The organism is Saccharothrix longispora, assembly GCF_031455225.1.
Taxonomy (GTDB): Bacteria; Actinomycetota; Actinomycetes; order Mycobacteriales; family Pseudonocardiaceae; genus Actinosynnema; species Actinosynnema longispora.
Map to the genome: position 1 here is coordinate 7932189 of NZ_JAVDSG010000001.1, position 18761 is coordinate 7950949.

At 73.1% G+C, this 18761-nt stretch carries 15 protein-coding genes and 1 tRNA gene; 8 read left to right on the forward strand and 8 right to left on the reverse strand.

The genetic code is table 11. The annotated features are described in order from the left end of the window. Positions 1–69: 69 nt before the first annotated feature. The gene (locus J2S66_RS34840; RefSeq protein WP_310313410.1) at positions 70–1542 is read right to left on the reverse strand and encodes a CYTH and CHAD domain-containing protein; all 1473 of its coding nucleotides are present in this window, start codon (positions 1540–1542) and stop codon (positions 70–72) included. Positions 1543–1703: 161 nt separating this feature from the next. Between J2S66_RS34840 and J2S66_RS34845 the strand changes: the two genes are divergently transcribed. Continuing rightward, positions 1704–2495 (forward strand): hypothetical protein, encoded by a 792-nt coding sequence (locus tag J2S66_RS34845; protein WP_310313413.1) that lies wholly within the window; start codon positions 1704–1706, stop codon positions 2493–2495. A 70-nt stretch (positions 2496–2565) separates the two neighbouring features. Here J2S66_RS34845 and J2S66_RS34850 read toward each other — a convergent pair whose 3' ends face one another. After that, the gene (locus tag J2S66_RS34850; RefSeq protein ID WP_310313416.1) at positions 2566–3234 is read right to left on the reverse strand and encodes an HNH endonuclease family protein; all 669 of its coding nucleotides are present in this window, start codon (positions 3232–3234) and stop codon (positions 2566–2568) included. A gap of 113 nt (positions 3235–3347) precedes the next feature. Then, the gene (locus tag J2S66_RS34855) at positions 3348–4295 is read right to left on the reverse strand and encodes a methionyl-tRNA formyltransferase (protein WP_310313419.1); all 948 of its coding nucleotides are present in this window, start codon (positions 4293–4295) and stop codon (positions 3348–3350) included. A 68-nt stretch (positions 4296–4363) separates the two neighbouring features. On the opposite strand from J2S66_RS34855, the gene J2S66_RS34860 reads away from it, so the two are divergent. Further along, entirely contained in the window at positions 4364–5950 is a 1587-nt protein-coding gene (locus tag J2S66_RS34860) for an amidohydrolase (protein ID WP_310313422.1), read from the forward strand. Between the two features lie 53 nt (positions 5951–6003). Here J2S66_RS34860 and J2S66_RS34865 read toward each other — a convergent pair whose 3' ends face one another. After that, a complete protein-coding gene (locus tag J2S66_RS34865; protein WP_310313424.1) occupies positions 6004–6633 on the reverse strand; it encodes a hypothetical protein in 630 nt (209 codons plus the stop codon). Positions 6634–7101: 468 nt separating this feature from the next. Here J2S66_RS34865 and J2S66_RS34870 point away from each other — a divergent pair, with 468 nt between their 5' ends. Both J2S66_RS34870 and J2S66_RS34875 read left to right on the forward strand, forming a co-directional pair. Continuing rightward, complete coding sequence (locus J2S66_RS34870) at positions 7102–7923, forward strand: SAM-dependent methyltransferase (RefSeq protein WP_310313428.1); 822 nt, start codon at positions 7102–7104, stop codon at positions 7921–7923. Between the two features lie 200 nt (positions 7924–8123). Next, complete coding sequence (locus J2S66_RS34875; RefSeq protein WP_310313430.1) at positions 8124–9371, forward strand: helix-turn-helix domain-containing protein; 1248 nt, start codon at positions 8124–8126, stop codon at positions 9369–9371. Between the two features lie 41 nt (positions 9372–9412). Here the strand turns inward: J2S66_RS34875 and J2S66_RS34880 are convergent, their stop codons facing one another. The 3 genes from J2S66_RS34880 to J2S66_RS34890 all read right to left on the reverse strand — a co-directional run bounded on the left by J2S66_RS34880 (position 9413) and on the right by J2S66_RS34890 (position 12228). Further along, entirely contained in the window at positions 9413–10732 is a 1320-nt protein-coding gene (locus J2S66_RS34880) for a cation:proton antiporter (protein WP_310313435.1), read from the reverse strand. A 241-nt stretch (positions 10733–10973) separates the two neighbouring features. Continuing rightward, positions 10974–11046: transfer RNA gene (locus J2S66_RS34885), tRNA-Arg, on the reverse strand. A 126-nt stretch (positions 11047–11172) separates the two neighbouring features. Beyond that, positions 11173–12228 (reverse strand): LacI family DNA-binding transcriptional regulator, encoded by a 1056-nt coding sequence (locus tag J2S66_RS34890; RefSeq protein WP_310313437.1) that lies wholly within the window; start codon positions 12226–12228, stop codon positions 11173–11175. Between the two features lie 62 nt (positions 12229–12290). Here J2S66_RS34890 and J2S66_RS34895 point away from each other — a divergent pair, with 62 nt between their 5' ends. Further along, positions 12291–13478, forward strand: coding sequence for an MFS transporter (locus tag J2S66_RS34895; protein WP_310313441.1), 1188 nt, complete (start codon positions 12291–12293; stop codon positions 13476–13478). Here J2S66_RS34895 and J2S66_RS34900 read toward each other — a convergent pair. Next, positions 13444–14025, reverse strand: coding sequence for a DUF3558 family protein (locus tag J2S66_RS34900; protein ID WP_310313444.1), 582 nt, complete (start codon positions 14023–14025; stop codon positions 13444–13446). The two genes, J2S66_RS34895 and J2S66_RS34900, sit on opposite strands and share 35 nt — an antisense overlap. Before the next feature lie 79 nt (positions 14026–14104). Here J2S66_RS34900 and J2S66_RS34905 point away from each other — a divergent pair, with 79 nt between their 5' ends. The 3 genes from J2S66_RS34905 (at position 14105) to ettA (ending at position 18747) form a co-directional block, all read left to right on the forward strand. Then, positions 14105–16060 carry a bifunctional copper resistance protein CopD/cytochrome c oxidase assembly protein gene (locus J2S66_RS34905; protein WP_310313447.1) on the forward strand — a complete coding sequence of 652 codons (1956 nt, stop codon included), beginning with the start codon at positions 14105–14107 and terminating at the stop codon, positions 16058–16060. A 132-nt stretch (positions 16061–16192) separates the two neighbouring features. Next, positions 16193–16753, forward strand: coding sequence for a single-stranded DNA-binding protein (locus tag J2S66_RS34910; RefSeq protein WP_310313450.1), 561 nt, complete (start codon positions 16193–16195; stop codon positions 16751–16753). A 317-nt stretch (positions 16754–17070) separates the two neighbouring features. Next, on the forward strand, positions 17071–18747 hold the full coding sequence (gene ettA / locus J2S66_RS34915; protein WP_310313454.1) for an energy-dependent translational throttle protein EttA: 1677 nt from the start codon (positions 17071–17073) through the stop codon (positions 18745–18747). The last annotated feature ends 14 nt before the right edge of the window (positions 18748–18761 follow it).

Genomic DNA, 18761 nt, shown 5'->3' on the forward strand with positions numbered 1-18761 from the left:
GTGCGGATCACGGGCGGCGGCCCAGTCACCGTTTCAGCCGCACCAGGAGGTGTCAAGGTCCAGACCAATTCAGGAGAGCTTCGGCTTCCCGACGCCCCGCCACACGACGGCGAAGCGGTCCTCCACCCGCCGGGCCAGGCCGTCCTCCAGCCCGTGCAGCAAGCCGAAGGTGAACCCGTTCTCGCCGTCGAGGTGGGCCTTCGCGCCCAGCTCCCGCAGCACCGGCCGCGCCACCACGCTGTCCTGGTGCTCGCCGAGCAGCGTCTGCACGTCCTTGACCTGCTTGCGGTACTTCTTCGCCCGCTTGCCGAACGTCGGCTCGGCCACCTCCACGGAGTACCGCAGCCGCTTGGCCGCCTTGCGCGCCTCGTGCAGGCCCGTGTCGTCGGTCGCCTCCGCGACCCGCTCGGCCAGCCGCCGGTGGGTCTTCGCGACCAGCCCCGGCAGCACCTTCCCGGCCTTCCCGCGGCCCAGCGGCGTGACCGGCGGGTCGGCCAGCAGCGCGTCCACCGCGTCCAGCAGCGCGAAGTACCGCCCGCTGTCCAGCGCGGCCACGGACGCCTCGTGCGCGGCGGCCTCCAGCGGCGCGAAGTGCCGGGTCAGCTGCGCCCGCACGGGACCGAGCACCAGCTCCGGGTCCAGCTCCTCCACCGCGTTCTCGAAGCGGTCGCGCAGCACCTCCAGGTCGCGCGCGTCGCCCAGCACACCCGCGAGCCACTTCAGCTCGTCGGTCAGCGCCCGCGTCCGGTCGCGCTCGACCACCGCGCCGAACGCCTGCAACGCGCTGCGCATCCGCCGGGTCGCCACCCGCAGCTGGTGCACGGCGTCGTCCTCGCCGCGACGCACCCGCGGGTCCTGGTGCCGCAACGCCTCCGCCTGCTCCCGCACGTAGGCGAGGACCACGTCGGCCGCGCTCGTGCCCCGGCCCGGGGCGGGCGCGGCCGGCGCGAGGCGGTCGGCCAGCAGCCGGGTCAGCTTCGCCGACGACGTCGACCGCTCGATCCCGGCCTCGGACAGCCGCGCCTCGACCCGGTCCAGCAGCGCCGCGTCGCCCCGGTCGCCCAGCTCCACCTCGATCTCGCGCCACGAGTCGGCGGTCGAGCCGTCCGCCACCGCCTGCCCCGACACCAGGTCCTCGACCACCTCGGCGAGCAGTTCGCCCTTGGCGTCCACGAGCTGCCAGCGGTGCCGCGTGGTCCGAATGCGGGCCACCGGCGACAGCTCGTCGCCGCGGGCGTGCACCTGCACCAGCGAGGCCAGCTCCTTCGGCGGGCGCTTGGCCGCGCGGCCCGGCGGGAGCCGCACCTCCTCGCGGGTGTCCACGCCGACCGGCAGCTTCAGGTGCCAGCCCGCGTCGTCACCCCCGGTGCGCCGGCGCAACGTCAGCCCCGCCCGCGCCAGTCGCAGGTCCTCCGTGTCGTAGTAGACCGCCTCCAGCCGCAGTTCCTCGGGCCCCGCCACCGCGGTCACGCCGGGCAGGCCGGCCAGGTCCGGCAGCGCGGTGCCACCGGGGGCCTCGTACTTGCGTTCCGTCTCTCGCACCGACGTCGACATGCACCAGGCATACACCGATCGGCCGTATTTCACGCGTCATGACGGTGCGTGACGGCGCGTTGACCGAAACGGTGGGAGTCGACAGCCCGTCCGCGTGGTTTTCCGGTTCTGTACCTGGACAAGGGCCTGCGGTGCGGTTGGCTGGCGGTGTGGCCACCGAGAAGGAACGGCTCGACGAGATCGAGCCGACAGTCGCCGACCTCGTCGCGAACACCAAGATGGTGATCGACGAGGTGAACCGGCTGGGCGCGCGGCTCCAGGTGCTCGAACGCAGGCTGGCCGGTGCCGGCTCGGGCCCGGACGAGGACCTCGACGCGATCACCGGGATCACGGAGACCGTCGAGGCGCTGCGCGCCGCGTGGAACGCCGAGCAGGAGCTGCTGGCCGACTCGGTCCGCGCCGACCTGCGCGCCGAGGTCGCCGAGTACGAGTCGCTCAAGGAGCAGTTGGACGCGGGCCTGGCCCGGCTGGCGTCGGGCCGCATGCCCCGCTTCGAGCGCGACGCCCTCCAGCACGAGGTGCAGAACCTGGAGTGGCGCGTCAACGCGCAGGAGTTCAGCGCCTCCGCCGCCGTGCAGCGGCTGGCCGCCGACGCACTGGCCGCCGAGGAGCCGTGGCGCGCCGAGGCCGTGCTGGCCGGGGAGAAGGCGCGCCAGGAGGTCGTCGACATCGCCCGCCGCCGCCTGGAACGGGCCCTGGCCGCGGACGCCCGCCTCCCCCTGTGGTTCCGCGTGGGTCTCGGCGAGATCACCAGCCCCGACCCGGCCCCGTGGGTGGAGGCCGCCGTGGCCCTGGTCGCCTACCGCCTGGAGTACGCCGTCACCGACCCGATCTCACCGCTGGGCGAGGTCCCGTCGGCCTCCTCCGGCTTCGCCGCCTGGGTCCGCCGGGCCGAAGCGCACACCGACATCGTCGACCAGCTGGAAACCCTCCGAGCCTGACCGGGAGCCCACCTCCCGAATCCCGAGAGTCCAACGCCCGGGTCGCGACCCGGGCGTTGGACTCTCGGGGTCAGCAGGTCTTGAGCATCGTGGCCAGGGCGTCGCGCTCCGCCTCGTCCACGGTCAGCGAGTACAGCGTCTTCACCGACACGACGGCACGCGCGTAGGTGCACCAGTACGACTCCGCCGGCGGCTTCCACTTCGCCGCGTCCTGGTCGCCCTTGGAGCGGTTGCTGCTCGCCGTCACCGCGATCAGCTGCAACCCGCCCAGGTCGTTGGCGAACTTCCCGCGCTCCTCGTCGGTCCACTTGTCCGCGCCCGACCGCCACGCCTCCGCCAGCGCCACCGTGTGGTCGATGTCGAGCTTGCCCGCGTCCTCCACCACGACCCCGTCGTACACGCTGGTCCACGTCCCCGACGTCGCCTTGCACGCCGAGTCGGTCCGCACGTCGGTGCCCTGCCGCTGGAGCACGACCTCGCGCGTGTCGCACGAGTCGCCCTGGCTGCTCCAGTGCGGGAACCGGTCGCGGCTGTAACCCGTCATCTTCCCCTCGGGCGCCACGGTGAGCGCGGCCAGCTGCGCGGCCGGGTCGTCACCGGGCGCGGCCGGTCCCGAGGTCGGCGCCCCCGTCGGCGAGGGCGGCTCGGAACCCTCCTCCCGGGTCAGGAAGTAGCCGATCACGATCAGGATGATCAGCACCACGACGCTGCCCACGGTGGTCGTCCGCTTGCCGCTCATGCACCCAATGATCAGTGATGAACGGCGTCACGGGAACACCGGGCAGGACACGTTCGTGACAACCGCGGGCCGCTGGGCGCGTTCGACGGCTGTTCGACAGGGCGGGCCCGGCTTCAGGGACGGCTCGTCAGGTAGCCGCCCATCGTCGTGAAGTACTCCGTCGCGCCCAGCTCGCGGCCGTCCTCGGTGCGGACCTTCTTCACCAGCAGCGCGCGGTTCTTCCCGCGCCGCGCGAGGGCGCCCGCCACGATCGCCACGCCGTCGCCCTCGCGGTAGAAGATGCGACCGGGGGTGCCGCCGTAGCACTCCGTCGACACCTCGGCCTCCACGATCTCCAGCCGCTCGCCCTTGTGGAAGCAGAACGCGCTCGGGTACGGCGCGCACTGGGCCCGCACGAGCCGGTCCAGCTCGTCGGCCTCCCACGTGAAGTCGATGCGCAGGTCCTCCTCGGCGCGCTTGTGGAAGAAGCTCGCCTTGGAGCGGTCCTGCTTCCGGAACTCCGTGCGGCCCCCGGCGATCTCGGCCAGGCCGTCCACGGTGATCGGCCCGAACAGCTCCAGCGTCTTGTGGAACAGGTCCGCCGTCGTGTCGCGGGGGCCGACGGGCACCGACCGCTGGAGGACGATGTCGCCGGCGTCCAGCGTCTCGTCCATCATGTGCGCGGTGACGCCGACCTCCTTCTCGTCGTTGATCAGGGCCCAGATCAGCGGCGAGAAACCCGCGTAGGCGGGCAGCAGCGAGTCGTGCACGTTCAGCGTGCCGTGCTTCGGGAGGGTGAAGATGTGCGGGGGGATCCAGGTGCGCCAGTTCGTGGCGACGATGACGTCCGGCGCGATCTCCTTGAGGCGCTGGAACAGCTCGTCGTCGTCCGGGCGGTTGCGGACGATCGTCTCCACGCCGTGCTCGGCGGCGAGGTCGGCGACGGAGTCGCTCCAGATGCGCTCGTAGGCGTGGTCGCTCTTCGGGTGGGTGACCACCGCGACCACCTCGTGCTCGGAGTCCAGCAGCGCCTGGAGCGTCCGGTGGCCCCAGGTCTGGTAGCCGAACATGACGACCCGCATGGGTTTCTCCTTAGTATCGCCTAAGTTATCCAACCCTAACCTAACTTGACGTGGGCTAGCCTCAGCGGGTGATCCTGGACCTGAAGTTCGTGCGCGGACGGGTCGTGACCATGGACCCGGCCCACCCGGTGGCATCCGTGATCGGCGTGTGGGCGGGTCGGATCGCGGGGTTGGACGACGACGTCGCGGACCTGCCCGCCCGGCGCGTGGTCGACCTCGGCGGCGCCACCGTGCTGCCCGGCTTCATCGACGCCCACAACCACCTCGCGTGGGCCGGCCGGGCGTCGCGCACCCTCGACATCTTCGCGTGCCGGACCGTCGCGCAGGTCGTCGACCTGCTGCGGGTCGCCACCCGGTCGTCGGACTGGCTGGAGGTCGCGGGCTACGACCACCGCGCGCTCGACCGCCCGCTCACCTCGCGCGACCTCGACCGGGTCGGGACGCGGGTCTACGTGCAGGACCTGTCCGGCCACGCGTGCGTCGTCAGCTCCGACGTCCTGCACGTGCTGCCCGGCCACGTGCTGCGGGACGCCCCGCGCGGCGACGACGGCGCGCCCACCGGGTTCCTCGCGGAGGGCGCGCAGACCGCCGTGCGCGCGTTGCGGCTGCCCTACTCGCTGGACGACATCGCCGCCGACGTCGAGCTCGGCGCACGCCAGTGCGCCCGCGAGGGCGTCGTGCTCGCCGCCGAGGCGGGCGTCGGCGGCGGCCTGATCGGCAGCAGTCCGCTGGAGGTCGAGGCGTACCAGCGGGCCGCGCTGCCGATCCGGGTCCAGCTGATGGTGTCCGCCGACCGCCTCGAACCGGTCGCCGCGCACGCCGACGACGGTGTTCGCCGCGCCGTGCCGCTCGGCCTGCGCACCGGGTTCGGCGGCGACTGGCTGTCCATCGGCCCGCTCAAGCTGTGGACCGACGGCGGCATGATCGCCCGCACCGCCGCCCTCACCTGGCCGTACGAGGGCATGGACACCGCCGGTCAGCTCCAGGACGACCCCGACCTGATGCGCGCGGCGATCCTCGACGGCCACACCGCCGGGTGGCAGCTCGCCGTGCACGCCATCGGCGACCGGGCCGTCGACTTCGCCCTCGACGCCCTGGCGGACGCCCAGGCCGCCCACCCCCGCCCCGATGCCCGCCACCGCATCGAGCACTGCGGCCTGGTGCGCCCGGAGCAGCTCGACCGCATCGCCGACCTGCGGGTGATCCCGGTGATCCAGCCGACCTTCCTGCACACCTACGGCGACGACTACTCACGCGTCATGGGCCCCGAGCGGGCCCCGTGGATGTACCGCGGCCGCACCTTCCTCGACCGCGGCATCACCGTCGCCGGCAGCTCGGACCGCCCGGTGGCCGACGGGGCCCCGCTGCGCGCCATCCAGTTCATGGTCGAACGCCTGTCCGGCAGCGGCCTCCCGGTGGGCCCGGACGAGGCCGTCACCGCCCGCGAAGCCGTCGCCGCCTACACCACGGGCGCCGCCCGCGCGTGCCGGGTCGAGGACCGCCTGGGCACGATCACGCCGGGCAAGCTCGCCGACCTGGTCGTGCTCGCCGACGACCCGCTGACGTGCGACCCGGCCCGGATCGCCGACATCGACGTCCTCGCCACCGTCGTGGGCGGCACCTTCCCCCACGACCGGGCGGCCCTCGCCCGCTGACGACCTGCCCGCCGACCCCCGCCCCGGGCAGGCCTGCCCGGGGCGGGGCGGCCTCAGGCGCTCATCCGCCAGTGCACCACGTACCCGGCGGCCTCGGCCGCGATCAACGCGTCCAGCTTCGCCAGGTTCGTCCGCCGCGACATCCGGAACGCCCGCCCGCGCCGCGCGTCCAGCACCAGCGGCGTCGCGCCGGGCAGCACGTCCGCGATCGTCTGCTGCATCACCCGCAGCGCCACGTTCGCCGCCTCCTGCGTCAGCGGCGCCTCCTTGACGTACACCATCACCGCGGCCCGCGACCCGTCCGGCGCGATCAGCCCCAGGTGCGGCCGGACCCGCAGCACCAGGTCGCCCGCCTGCCACCGCGCCGCGCCCGTCGGCACGCCCGTCGCCCGGGTCGAGCGCAGCCACGGCACGAACCCCTCCCGCACCTCCTCGAACGCCCGCGCCTGGCCGGACCGGCCGTGCTCGTGCGCCGCCACCACCGCCTTCTCCAGCTCCGCGGCCGGGTCGGGCGAGTTGGCCGCGCGCCGCATCGCGTCGCGCACGGGGTTGTAGAACCCGGCCACCCACTGCTCCGAGGACAGGTAGATGCGCCGCTGGTCGGACACGATGCTGATCCGGCCCCGCTGGCCGCTCATGGCGTACTCGGTGAAGGACAGTGCGGTCACGCTGATCGGCTCCACGACAGGCTCCCCTCGCACGGTCGAACTCGTGTTCGATTCTACCGGCGGGGTCCGACGAAAACGGCCTGCGAACGGGCTACCCCCGGACCCCCGCGACCTCGGCGAAGGTCGCGGCCGAGGCCTCCTCGTGCAACGGGGACGCGGTCCCGCACCCCACGCGCCCGGTCAGCCTCGACTGCTCCAAACGGGTGGTGGCCCGGCTCGCCGAACTCCGGTTGCCCCCGGCGCCCGGCCGGGGCGGACGGCGCGTCGAACTCCGACATCCCCAGGCGGGACCCGCACCGGAGAGCGCGCTCCAGGTCGGCGTCGACCGGTCGTGCAGCGCCCGGAGGCCCGACCAGGTGACGCGGACGGACGACTTCGACCCCTGGGCGGACAGGTGCAAGCCCCCAGCGCAGGTCGGCCCACCACCCCGCGGATCGCGGTCGGGCCCACGGCCTAAGCTGCGGCCGGGGAAGGGAGCCGAGCGTGCCCGAGCGACCGGACATCGACCTGACCAAGCCCAGCGCCGCCCGCGTCTACGACTACTACCTCGGCGGCGCGCACAACTTCGCGGTCGACCGCGAGATGGCCGAGCAGGCCATCCGCATGTGGCCCGAGCTGCCGCTGATCATGCAGGCGAACCGGGCCTTCCTGCGGCGGGCGGTGCAGCACTGCGTCGAGCGCGGCGCGACCCAGTTCCTCGACCTCGGCTCCGGCATCCCCACCGCGGGCAACGTGCACGAGATCGCCCGCGCCGCCGACCCGGGAGCGCGGGTCGTCTACGTCGACAACGACCCGATCGCGGTCACCTACAGCCGCACCATCCTCGGCGACGACCGGCAGACCGCCGTCGTCCACGAGGACCTGCGGCGACCCGCCGACGTGCTGTCCTCCCCGCAGGTGCGCGACCTGCTCGACCTCTCCCGCCCGGTCGTCGTGATGATGGTCGCGGTGCTGCACTTCGTGCCCGGCGACGCGACCGGGGTCGTCGCCGCCTACCGCGACGCCGTGCCGCCGGGCAGCCTGCTGGTCGTGTCGCACGCCACCCACGACGGGCAGGACCGGCAGGCCGACGAGCACACCGACCTGTACCGCCGCCGCACCGCCACCCCCATGACCATGCGCACCAAGACCGAGGTCGAGGAGCTGTTCACCGGCTTCGACCTGGTCGAACCGGGCGTGGTGCACCTGCCCCTGTGGCGGCCCGCGTCACCGGAGGACGTCGGCGAGCACCCCGAGCGCGTCGCCGGCCTGGCCGCCGTGGGCGTCAAACGCCGGACCAACGGCCCGGTTCCCACCTTCGAGTGATCGAACAGCCCGCCGACCTGTCGATGTCGTAGTTTCGTGACCTGGCAGGTGCGGCTGCCACCGAGGCTCCTCCTGACCCGGTTGGAGCGGGTGCCTCCAGAGCGCGTCCGACGGCGGCGTGCCCGCATCCCCACCGACTCCCGCGATCCGGCGTGCCCGGACCGCGGTGGCGCCGACCGGGCGGCGGCCGGAGGTCCCTCGTGCTGACAAGCTCCGATCTGCGCAAGCGCTGCCGGTGCACCGGCGAGACGCCCAACGAGGTCCGCAGACAGTGCGGCGGCGACGACCCGGGCCCGCTCGTGCCCGTCGCCGGTCCGGGTCAGCAGCGGTTCGAGGCCGGGATGCTCCAGGCGGTGGTCCGCGCCATGGCCCGCATGCGGCGGCGCGGCCACCCGCTGCGCCCGACGGCCATGGTCGACCGGGTCCGGCTGGACGCCGGCACGGTCGGCCTGCGCGTGCACGACACCGCGCTCGACCACCTGCTCGCCGAGGTGCTGCCGGTGTTGTCCGGCGACCGGCTGCGCGGCGTCCCCGGCGTGCGCGCCCACCCCGGCCGCGACCACCTCGACCTGCGCGGCCCCGACGGCGGGCTGCGCCTGCTCGGCGTCACGCGGAAGCGCTGGCGACAGGCCGTCGAGGCGGGCCTGCCCACCCGGTCACCCGACACCGGACCCGACCGGCGCACCCCGTCGCCCACCGCCGTGATGAGCGGCGTCCTGCGCAGGCTCCCGCTGTGGCGCGGCGCGGCGTGGCTGGACGGCGTGGTCGTCGGCGACGCCCTGGAGCTGTACTGGCGCAACGGCCCGCCCGCCGAGGCGGTCGCCGCGATCCTGACGCGTTCCGCCTGCGCGGTCCCCGGCACGGCCGCGCGACCCTACGCGTTCCGCGACGCCGTGCGCGGCGTCGCCCTGACCGAGTGCGCCGAACCGGCCGGGCGGGTCGACCACCCGGACCCGAAGTGGGCGTGGGACCTGTGGCTCGCCACCACCGCGCCGGGCGGCGCCGTGCACGAGCGGGCCGTCCGGCCGCTGCGCCCCGCGGCCGACCTGCCGGACGTGTGGGAGCAGCCCGAGATGCGCACCGCGCTGGCCCTGCGCCGCATGGACGCCGTCTACCGGCTGCTGCTGCGCCACGGCGTCACGCGCCACCGGCTCGCCACCCTGACCGGCCAGTCGCCGCGCGAGGTGGACGACGTCCTGGCGGGCGCCCGGGTCGAGTCCTACGACGCCCTGGCCGGCATCGCCGAAGCGCTCGGCGTGCCACCGGGCTACATGGGCCTGGCCCACGACGAACGCCCCGTCCACGACGAGCCGTGCGACTGCGAGCACCTCGACGAGCGCGCCAAGCGCGACCGCTTCCTCGCCCACGCGGCCCTGGTCACGGTCGGCGCCGACGCGCCGACGTGGGGCTGCCGCACCCCGGTGTGCCGCTCGAACCCGCCCCGGTGACCCGGTGCGGGCCGACCACCGGCCGGCCCGCACCGCGCGGACTAGCTCGCGGCCTTCTCCCCGTCGAACAGCCGCTCCCGCACCCGCTCCTCCTCGGTGACCTCGATCCGGCGCACCGCGTACCGCAGCATCGGCGGCGCCATCAGCGACGTGACCACGGCGACCAGCACGACGATCGTGTACCCGGCGGTGGTCAGCACCCCCAACCGCAGGCCCACCATCGCCACGACGACCTCGATGACGCCGCGGGCGTTCAACCCCGCCCCGAGCGCCAGGCCCTCCCAGTGGCTGAGCCGGCTCAACCGCGCGCCCAGGTAGGCCCCGACGAACTTGCCGAGGATCGCGATGACCAGCACCACCACCGCGGCCAGCAGGACCGGGGGCTTGGCCAGCTCCGTCAGGTCCATCCGCAGGCCGGCGGTGGCGAAGAAGATCGGCGCCAGCACGCCCATCACGAACGTCCGCAGCGGCGCGATCTTCTGCCGGTCCAGCAACCCGGAACTGCTCAGCAGCACGCCCATCACGAACGTCCCCAGGATCGGCTCCAGGCCGAGGGCGTGCGTGCCCGCCGCCGAGGCGAACAGCAGCAGCGCCACCACCGCGACCGTCACGGCCGGGTCGCTGGACCTGTTGGCCCGGGTGAGGCCGAACTTCACCACGGGGCGCCCCAGCAGCAGGGCGACCGCGAGCACGCCGACGAGGCTGCCGATGGTCAGCGCGACGTGCCCGGCCCGCATGCCGGTGGTGGCCATGGCCGACACGACCGACAGCAGCGACCAGCCGACGACGTCGTCCACCGCGGCGGCGCTGATGGTGAGCTGCCCGATGTTGCGGTGCAGCAGCTTCATCTCCAGCAGCGTCTTGGCGATGACCGGGATGGCGCTGACGCACATCGCGACGCCGAGGAACAGCGCGAACACCAGTCGCTCGCCGCCCTCGGCGACGAGGGACCCGGGCAGCACCATGCCCACCGCGACGCCCAGCCCGAGCGGGATGAACAGCCCGCCGGCGCTGACCCAAGCCGCGGTGCGCCCCTTGCGGCGCACCAACCCCATGTCGACGTGCATGCCGGTGAAGCCGACCAGCATCAGCACCCCGAGCTGCCCCACCGCGTCCAGCAGGTGGATCTGCGCGGCGTCGGACGGGAACAGCCAGTTCGACAGCGGGGGGATGGCGTGCGCCAGCAGGGAGGGCCCGAGGATCACGCCCGCGGCCAGCTCACCCACCACCGCGGGCATGTTGAACCGGGCCGCGAGCTTGCCCAGGGCGAAGGCGACGCCCAGCAGCACGGTCAGCTGGAGCAGGAAGACGAGCATCGGGTGCGCGGCGATGGGCGTGGGTGGTGCGGCGAGCACGATCATCCTGAGTCCTCCCCAGCGGACGAGACCTGCCCCACGACCTTTCGCGCACCCAGGGGCGTCGCGAAAGCCAAAAGGGAGCACTCGCATCGTCTTGCCGAACCGAGCGTCCGACGGGAGTTGACAGGCGGGAGGTGACAGGCGGCGGGGGAGACCGCGCCGCCGCGCAGGGGTGGACCGGACCGGGCGTGTGTGGGCCGATCCTGACCGGAGACCGGCCCCACCGCCATCAACAGCGCTTGCGCGCCCCCGGCAGGATTCGAACCTGCGACCTCGGGATTAGAAGTCCCTCGCTCTCTCCACTGAGCTACGGAGGCTTGAGGGGCTGGTGACCACGCGGTGTAGCAGCGTAGCCGCCCCACCGGACACATCGTCCGGAAGACGTCCGGTGTTTCCGTCCAGGCGCCGGAAGCGTGATCAAGATGGGTGTAAAGTGACTTAGATCACGGTTTGAAGGCTGTGGAAGCCCGCTGGACGAGTGAAACACCGAGTCTCGTCGGCTCGTCCGGTCTGCCCCCGTCGAGCAAGCGGAGCGCCAGTTCACCCGCCCGGCGGCCCTTCTCGGCCAGGGGTTGACGCACCGTGGTCAACGGCGGGTCGGCGTGCTCTGCCGCGGGGACGTCGTCGAAGCCGATCACCGACACGTCGTCGGGCACGCGCAGGCCCAGGTCGCGCACGGCCTGGAGGGCGCCGAACGCGAGTTCGTCCGACATGCACAGCAGCGCGGTCGGCCGGGTCGGCGACGAGAGCAGTTCGCGCGCCCCCTGCCGGCCGAGTTCGCGGCTGCTGCGGGCGCACTCCCACACCGGCGCGCCGTGCCCGACGACGTCGAGGTAGCCGTGCAGCCGCTCCGTGGTGACGCGGAACGGCGACGTCGCCGCGCGCTCCGGCGTCACGGGGCCGCTGTGGCCGTCGGGGTGCAGGGCGAACGTGACCACGCCGACGTGCCGGTGCCCGAGCGACCGCAGGGACGACGCGGCCAGCCGCGCGCCGCCGGCGTCGTCGACCTCGACCCGCGCCGTGCCGTCGAGGACGGGCTGGTCGATGACGACCAGCGGCAGCCCCCGGGCGCGCACGGCGTCGAACGCGGGCGCGTCGGAGGGCAGGGAGTAGGCCACCACGACGTCGGCCTGGGCGCGGGCCACGGTCTCCCGGCGCGGACCGCCGCGGTCGCGGCCGGGCATCAACACCAACGTGTGGTCGTGGCCGTCCACGGTCGAGGCCAGGCCGTCGAGCACGACCGACAGCGCCGGATCGGAGAACGAGGCGGACAGCTCCTGGCCGAGCATGAAGCCGACGGCGGCGCTGTGCCGGGTCGCGAGGCTGCGCGCCACCGGGTCGGGGCCCGCGTAGCCGAGGGTGGCCGCGGTCTCCATGATGCGCTCGCGCAACGCTGCCGACAGCTGGTCGGGCCGGTTGTAGGCGTTGGACACGGTCGCCCGCGACACGCCGACCACGCCGGCCACCGTGTCGAGCGTCGGCTTCCGAGGGCGGTCCACGCGCTGAGCGTAGCCAGGTAATCGAGTGGAAGTTCTGAAGCGCTTCAGAGACACTTGTCCGCATGCCCACGCCACGCCTCGCCGTCTTCGCGGTGTTCCTGTTCAACGGGGCGCTGTTCTTGTCCTGGGCGGCCCGCATGCCCGCCCTCGCCGCGCAGGTCGGCGCCACCGAGGCCACCCTCGGCCTCGCCCTGCTCGGCGCGAGCCTCGGCCTGGCGCTGACCGCGCCGTTCGCCGCGCGCGCCTGCGCCCGGGTCGGCGCGCGGAACCTGGTCGTCGTCGGCGCGGTGGTGACCGTGCTCGCCGTGCCCTCCCTCACGCTGGCCACGTCACCGCTGCACCTGGGGCTGGTCCTGTTCGTGCTCGGCTCGTGCAACGCGATGCTCGACGTCGGCATGAACGTCGCCGCGGTCGCCGTCACCCGCGCCCTGGACCGTCCGCTGATGCCCCAGTTCCACGCGGGGTTCAGCGTCGGCGGCCTGATCGGGTCACTGGGCGCGGCCGCCGCCGCGAGCGCCGGCTGGGGCCTCACCCGCCACCTGCTCACGGCCGCCGCCGTCGGCGCGGTCGTGGTGGCCTGGGTGATCAGGGCCGTCCCCGGCGCGACCGGCGAGCCGGCCGCGCGGCCGGCGGGCGACCGGCCCGTGCTCTCGCGCCCGCTGCTGTGGCTGCTGGCCGGCGTGACGCTGTGCTCGGCGATCGCGGAGGGCGCGGCGTCGGACTGGTCGGCCCTGTTCTTCGTCACCGAGCGCGGGCTGGACGAGGCCACCGCGGCGGCGGGGTACGCGGGCTTCTCGGTCGCCATGGCCGCCGCCCGCCTGCTCGGCGAGCCCGCGCAGCGCCGCCTCGGCCCGCACCGGCTGCTCGCGGCGGGCGCGATCGTGGCGTCGGCCGGGTTCGCGCTGACCGTGCTGGTGCCGGAGGCCGCGGCCGGCTTCGCCGGGTTCGGGCTCGCGGGCCTGGGCCTCGCCTTCGCGTTCCCGGTGGTCATGGACCTCGCGGGCGACGCGGGCAAGCGTGCCGACGGCACCGGCGGCGAGCGGGAGATCGGCCTGGTGACGACGGTCGCCTACACCGGTTTCCTGGCCGGTCCACCGCTCGTCGGCGGCATCGCGCACGCGAGCAGCCTGTCGGTGTCGCTGGGGTTCGTGGCGGTCGTGATCGCGCTGATCGTCCCGGTGGTGTGGCTCGCGCGCCGTTCCCGCGACCGCGAGCTCACGCGTTCGGGAGCCGGTTCAACCCTGCCCTGAGCAGCGGCTGCATGGTGGCGATCATCTGCTCGTCGACCCCGCCGGGCTGGGCCATCGCCACCAGGATGCTGCGGTTGGCGTTCACCGCCAGCGTCGCCGTGCACGTCATCTCCTGGCCGCTCAGGTCGCAGTACACCCAGGTGGAGTGCCCCTCGACGACGACCTCGTGTCCCCGCTCCTGCCGCTGCCGCACCTGCTCGTACTTCTGGTAGAGCGCGGCGACGACCGTGCGGCCGGCGGGCGTGCCGTCGTCCAGGACGTACTGGCACGACTCCTGGATCACGTCGTCCTTGCGCGCCGGCTCCTTCTTGAGCGGTCCGATGGCCTTGAGGTCGTCGGCGCTGAGCAGCGAGCACGGCTCGACCCCGGCGACGGTGCGCGGCCGGGCGATCCTCGGCGCGCCGCCCCCGCCCGCCGGCGTCGTGGTGCCCGCCACCGACGTCGTGGCGTCGACCTGCGGCAGCGCGTCGCCGTTGACGGTGTAGCTGCACCCGGCCGTCACGATCAGGGCGAGGGCCAACGCGGGCGCCGAGCGGGGGCTGGTCACGTCGCGCAACGGTAGCGGGTGTGATCCGCGCACGTCCGGTGGTTGGTCGAGTGCCACCCGGGCCGCCTAGGCTCGTGTCGTGCCCACTGAAGCGCCCACCAGAACCCAGCGCACCGGCCTGGTCCCCCTGCTGGCCGTCGGCGCGACGATCGCCGCGCTGATCGCGGCGGGACTGCTGGCGGTCACCGGCGACGACCGGCCGGGGCTGATCGTCGTGCGCGTGCTGACCGAGTCGGCCGCCGTCGTGACGATCGGGTCGCTGCTGCTCGCGGCGTTCCTCGTGCCGCCGCAGGGCAGCGGGACGCTCGCCGCCGACGGGTACGCGGCCCTGCGCACGGCCGGCTGGGCGGCGCTGGCGTGGACGGCGGGCGCGGTGGCGTCGGTGCCGTACACGGTGGCCGACGCGTTGGGCCAGCCCGTGTCGGTGCTGCTGGAGCCGTCCGTGCTGTTCCAGGTCGCGGGCCTGGTGGAGCAGGCGAAGGCGTGGATGATCACCGCCGTCCTGGTGGCGCTGCTCGCGCTCGGCTGCCGCCTGGTGCTGTCCTGGGGCTGGACGTCGGCGCTGTTCTTCCTGTCGGTGTTCGCCCTGGTGCCGGTCGCGGTGACGGGGCACTCGTCGGGCGGCGGCTCGCACGACGTGGCCACGAACAGCCTGCTGTACCACCTGGTCGCGGCGGCGCTGTGGGTCGGCGGCCTGATCGCGCTGCTCGCGCACGGCCGTCGCGGCGGCGACCACCTGGGCCTGGCCACGTCGCGGTTCTCGAAGCTCGCCCTGGTGTGCTGGATCGTGATGGCCGTCTCCGGCGTGGTCAACGCCTACGTGCGGCTGCCCCTGGACCAGCTGTTCGGCAGCGACTACGGGCTGCTGGTGCTGGGCAAGACGGTGGCGCTGGTGGTGCTCGGCGTCGTCGGGTACTTCCAGCGCGAGAAGGGCGTGAAGGAGGTCGTCGCCACGGGCTCCGGGCGGTCGCTGCTGCGGCTCGCGGGCATCGAGGTGCTGCTGATGTTCCTCACGCTCGGCCTGGCGTCGGCGTTGAGCCGCACGCCCCCGCCGGTGGAGGGGAGGGCGCTGCCCAGCTCGGTGGAGCTGAAGATCGGCTACGACCTGTTCGGCTCGCCCACGCTGGCCCGCACGCTGTTCGACTGGCGGTTCGACCTGGTCTTCGGCACGGTCTTCCTGGCGCTGGCCGCGGTCTACGTGCTGGGCGTGCTGCGGCTGCGCAAGCGCGGCGACGCGTGGCCGGTCGGCCGCACGGTGGCGTGGGTCGCGGGCTGCCTGACCGTGGTGTTCGCCACGTCGTCGGGTCTGGGCCGGTACGCGCCCGCCATGTTCAGCGTGCACATGGAAGCGCACATGCTGCTGTCCATGCTGGCGCCGATCCTGCTGGTGCTGGGCGGTCCGGTGACGCTGGCGCTGCGCGCGCTGCCGACCGCGGGCAGGGGCAACCCGCCGGGGCCGCGCGAGTGGCTGCTGGCGTTGACGCACTCGCCGGTGGCGAAGCTGCTGACCAACCCGTTCGTGGCGTTGGCGCTGTTCGTGGGCTCCTTCTACGGCCTGTACTTCTCGGGCCTGTTCGACGCGGCCCTGGACTACCACTGGGCGCACCTGGCGATGAACGCCCACTTCATCCTGGTCGGCTACGTCTTCTACTGGCCGGTGATCGGCATCGACCCGTCGCCGAACAGGCTGCCGCCGCTGGGCCGGCTGGGGCTGCTGTTCGCCTCGATGCCGTTCCACGCGTTCTTCGGCATCGTGCTGATGAGCTCCCAGACGGTGATCGGTGAGGACTTCTACCGCTCGCTGGCCCTGCCGTGGGTGCCGTCGCTGCTGGAGGACCAGCGGCTGGGCGGCGGCATCGCGTGGGCGGCGGGCGAGGTGCCGCTGGTCGTGGTGATGGTGGCGCTGCTGGTGCAGTGGGCCCGGTCGGACGGCCGCGAGGCCCGTCGGTCGGACCGGCGGGCGGACGCGGACGGTGACGCGGACCTCGCCGCGTACAACGCGATGCTGCGCAAGATGTCCGGGAAGAACGACTAGAGCGGCCTGGGGGTCCTCCTCCGCGGAGTTGTCCACAGGCCGCCGAGTTGTCCACAGTTCGCCGACTCGCCCTGTCGCACCGCCTCCACCAGCGGCAACCTGGTCTCGTCCGACCACTTCGGAGGAGGAGACATGGCCTACAACGAATCCCGCGTCACGGTCTGCGGCAACGTGGCGAGCGGCATCGCCCACAGCAAGGTCCGCACCGGCTTCAGCAGGGCGAGCTTCCGGCTGTTCACCGCCGAGCGCCGCTGGGACGGCGAGCAGCGGGCCTGGGTCGACGGCGACCAGATGTTCCTGTCGGTCACGTGCTGGCGGGCGCTGGCCGACAACGTGCACGCCTCCCTGGACAAGGGTGATCCGGTCGTGGTCAGCGGCCGGATGACCATCAAGGAGGTGGAGTGGGAGGGCACGCCGCGGCAGGTCCTCGACATCGAGGCCACCTCGGTCGGCCCCAACCTCGCCCTGTGCACGTCGATCACCACGCGCCCGCGGCGGACACCCGAAGTCGTCGGGGCACGGGCCGCGCCGGAGCCGGAGCGCCCGGAACCCGCACCCGTGGCCGCCGAGGCGCCCGCCCTGCCGAAGGCGCGCAGGTCGAGCGGGGTGGCGGCGGTCCGGAAGGGTGAGTCGGCGCTGGTGCGGGCGGGCGACACCGCACGCCCGAAGGAGGTGGCCGAAGCGCCGTCCTGAACCAATCGGGCCACGAAGCCTTCCCAAGACCCGATCGCGGCGGAGAATGCCCGGGCAGTCGTCGCCGTTGCGAGCGTGGAGGAGGGAGGTCGTGGGTCGGCGCCAGGGGCGTGATCCGCGCGCAGGCATCGGGGGTTGACACCGCTACGAGTTCGCGCATTAGACCGGACGTGCTGGTCGCAGGGCCGCGCCTGGGCGGCTGAAGGGCCGTGTGACAGGTGTGGGTGACCCACGTTCGCGTTAACTCTGCGTTGTCCCCGCGTCGTTGCCGGCGTCCGAGGTTAGGGCCCGATCGGCACCGCTCTACGATCGCGGGCATGGCCGAGTTCATCTACACCATGAAGAAGGTGCGCAAGGCGCACGGGGACAAGGTCATCCTTGATGACGTCACGATCATGTTCTACCCCGGTGCGAAGATCGGCTTGGTCGGCCCGAACGGCGCCGGCAAGTCGAGCGTGCTGAAGATCATGGCCGGCCTGGACACCCCGGGCAACGGCGAGGCCTACCTGTCGCCGGGCTACTCGGTGGGCATCCTCCAGCAGGAGCCGGCGCTCAACGAGGACAAGACCGTCCTGGGCAACGTCCAGGAGGGCCTGGGCGAGATCAAGGTGAAGCTCGACCGCTACAACGAGATCGCCGAGAAGATGGCCGTCGACTACTCCGACGAGCTGATGGAGGAGATGGGCCAGCTCCAGGAGGAGTTGGAGCACGCCGACGCGTGGGACCTCGACTCCCAGCTGGAGCAGGCGATGGACGCCCTCCGCTGCCCGCCGCCCGACGCCGACGTCAAGGTGCTGTCCGGTGGTGAGCGCCGCCGGGTGGCGCTGTGCAAGCTGCTGCTCAGCAAGCCCGACCTGCTGCTGCTCGACGAGCCCACCAACCACCTGGACGCGGAGAGCGTCCTGTGGCTGGAGCAGCACCTCGCGCAGTACCAGGGCGCCGTCCTGGCGGTCACCCACGACCGGTACTTCCTCGACAACCTGTCCCAGTGGATCCTGGAGCTCGAACGCGGTCGTGCCCACGTCTACGAGGGCAACTACTCCACGTACCTGGAGAAGAAGGCCGAGCGCCTGGCGGTCCAGGGCAAGAAGGACCAGAAGCTCCAGAAGCGGCTGAAGGACGAGCTGGACTGGGTCCGGTCGGGCGCCAAGGCCCGCCAGGCCAAGTCCAAGGCCCGCCTCGGCCGCTACGAGGAGATGGCCGCGGAGGCGGAGAAGACCCGCAAGCTCGACTTCGAGGAGATCCAGATCCCGCCGGGCCCGCGCCTGGGCAGCGTCGTGGTCGAGGTCAACAACCTCAAGAAGGGCTTCGGCGACCGGGTGCTGATCGACGGCCTGTCGTTCAGCCTGCCGCGCAACGGCATCGTCGGCGTGATCGGTCCGAACGGCGTGGGCAAGACGACGCTGTTCAAGACCATCGTCGGGCTGGAGGAGGCCGACGCGGGCGAGGTCAGGATCGGCGAGACGGTCAAGCTCTCCTACGTCGACCAGAGCCGCGGCGGGTTGGACCCGAAGAAGAACGTGTGGGAGGTCGTCTCCGACGGTCTCGACTACATCCACGTCGGCAGCGTCGAGATGCCGTCGCGGGCGTACGTCAGCGCGTTCGGCTTCAAGGGCCCCGACCAGCAGAAGCCGGCGGGCGTGCTCTCCGGTGGCGAGCGCAACCGGCTGAACCTGGCGCTGACCCTCAAGGAGGGCGGCAACCTGATCCTGCTGGACGAGCCGACGAACGACCTGGACGTCGAGACCCTCGGGTCGCTGGAGAACGCCCTGGAGCAGTTCCCCGGCTGCGCCGTGGTCATCTCGCACGACCGGTGGTTCCTCGACCGCGTCGCCACGCACATCCTCGCGTGGGAGGGCACGGACGAGAACCCGGCGAGCTGGTACTGGTTCGAGGGCAACTTCGAGGGGTACGAGAAGAACAAGATCGAGCGACTCGGTGCGGACGCGGCTCGTCCGCACCGCGTGACCTACCGCAAGCTCACGAGGGACTGAGGGCCGGGTACGAC